This window comes from Paracoccus sp. S4493, assembly GCF_000967735.1.
Classification (GTDB): Bacteria; Pseudomonadota; Alphaproteobacteria; order Rhodobacterales; family Rhodobacteraceae; genus Paracoccus; species Paracoccus marcusii.
This window is the reverse complement of record NZ_JXYF01000165.1, coordinates 1-877: the sequence shown is the minus strand read 5'-3', so window position 1 is coordinate 877 and position 877 is coordinate 1. Positions and strand designations below refer to the sequence as shown.

The 877-nt window shown below is 69.1% G+C and carries 1 protein-coding gene; it reads right to left on the bottom strand.

What is annotated here, in order from left to right; translation table 11 throughout:
* A partial coding sequence (locus tag TW83_RS15760) for an ABC transporter permease subunit (RefSeq protein WP_045983733.1) occupies positions 1-877 on the bottom strand: 877 nt, incomplete at both ends.

Below are 877 nucleotides of genomic sequence, written 5' to 3'. Positions count from 1 at the left end.
CTGGATCGCCTGCGTCAGCATCAGTCCGATGCCGCCCCCGGTGATCGCGCCGATGATCGTCGCGCTGCGGGTGTTGCTTTCCAGAAAGTACAGCATCTGCGACAGCAGGACCGGCATCACCTGGGGGATGACGCCGAAGCGGTAGCGTTGCAGCGCGCCCGCGCCGGTCGAGCGGATGCCCTCGATCGGCTTGGCGTCCACGTTCTCCAGCGCCTCGGAGAACAGCTTGCCGAAGCTGCCGGTATCGGTCAGCAGGATCGCCAGCGCCCCGGTCAGCGGCCCCGGACCGAAGGCCCGCGACAGGATGATCGTGAAGATCAGCGCGTCCACGCCGCGCACGAAATCGAACACGCGCCGCACCGCGAACCGCAGCGCCCGCGACGGGGCAAAGTTCTGCGCCGCCAGGAACGCCAGCGGCAGCGCCACGAAGGCCGCGCCGAAGGTGCCCAGGAACGCCATCAGGATCGTCTCGAACAGGGCCCAGGCCACGGCGCCGTGCTGCCAGATGTCGTTCGTCCAGAATTCCGACAGGGCCAGCGACAGGTTGGACCGCGCCGGGTCGATCCGGTCGCCCCACAGGACCGCCGCCGCGACCTGTTCCGCGGACAGGCCTGCCAGCGGGCTGGACAGGTCGAAGAAGAACATCTCCCACCCCCAGAAATAGCGCAGGGTTTCCGTGCGGGCGCGGGTGGCGGTGACGCGGCCCTGATCGGTGGTGATGGTTACGCGGGCGGGGCTGGCGTTGATGAACGCGGGCACCTGCCCGTCGGGCGTGTCCAGCGTCACGCCGTCGCCGACGGTCAGCGTGACGGGGCCGTAATCGGGAATGTCATAGGTGGTGCGCGGCCCGTCATAGGTGACGACATGGCCCGCGCCC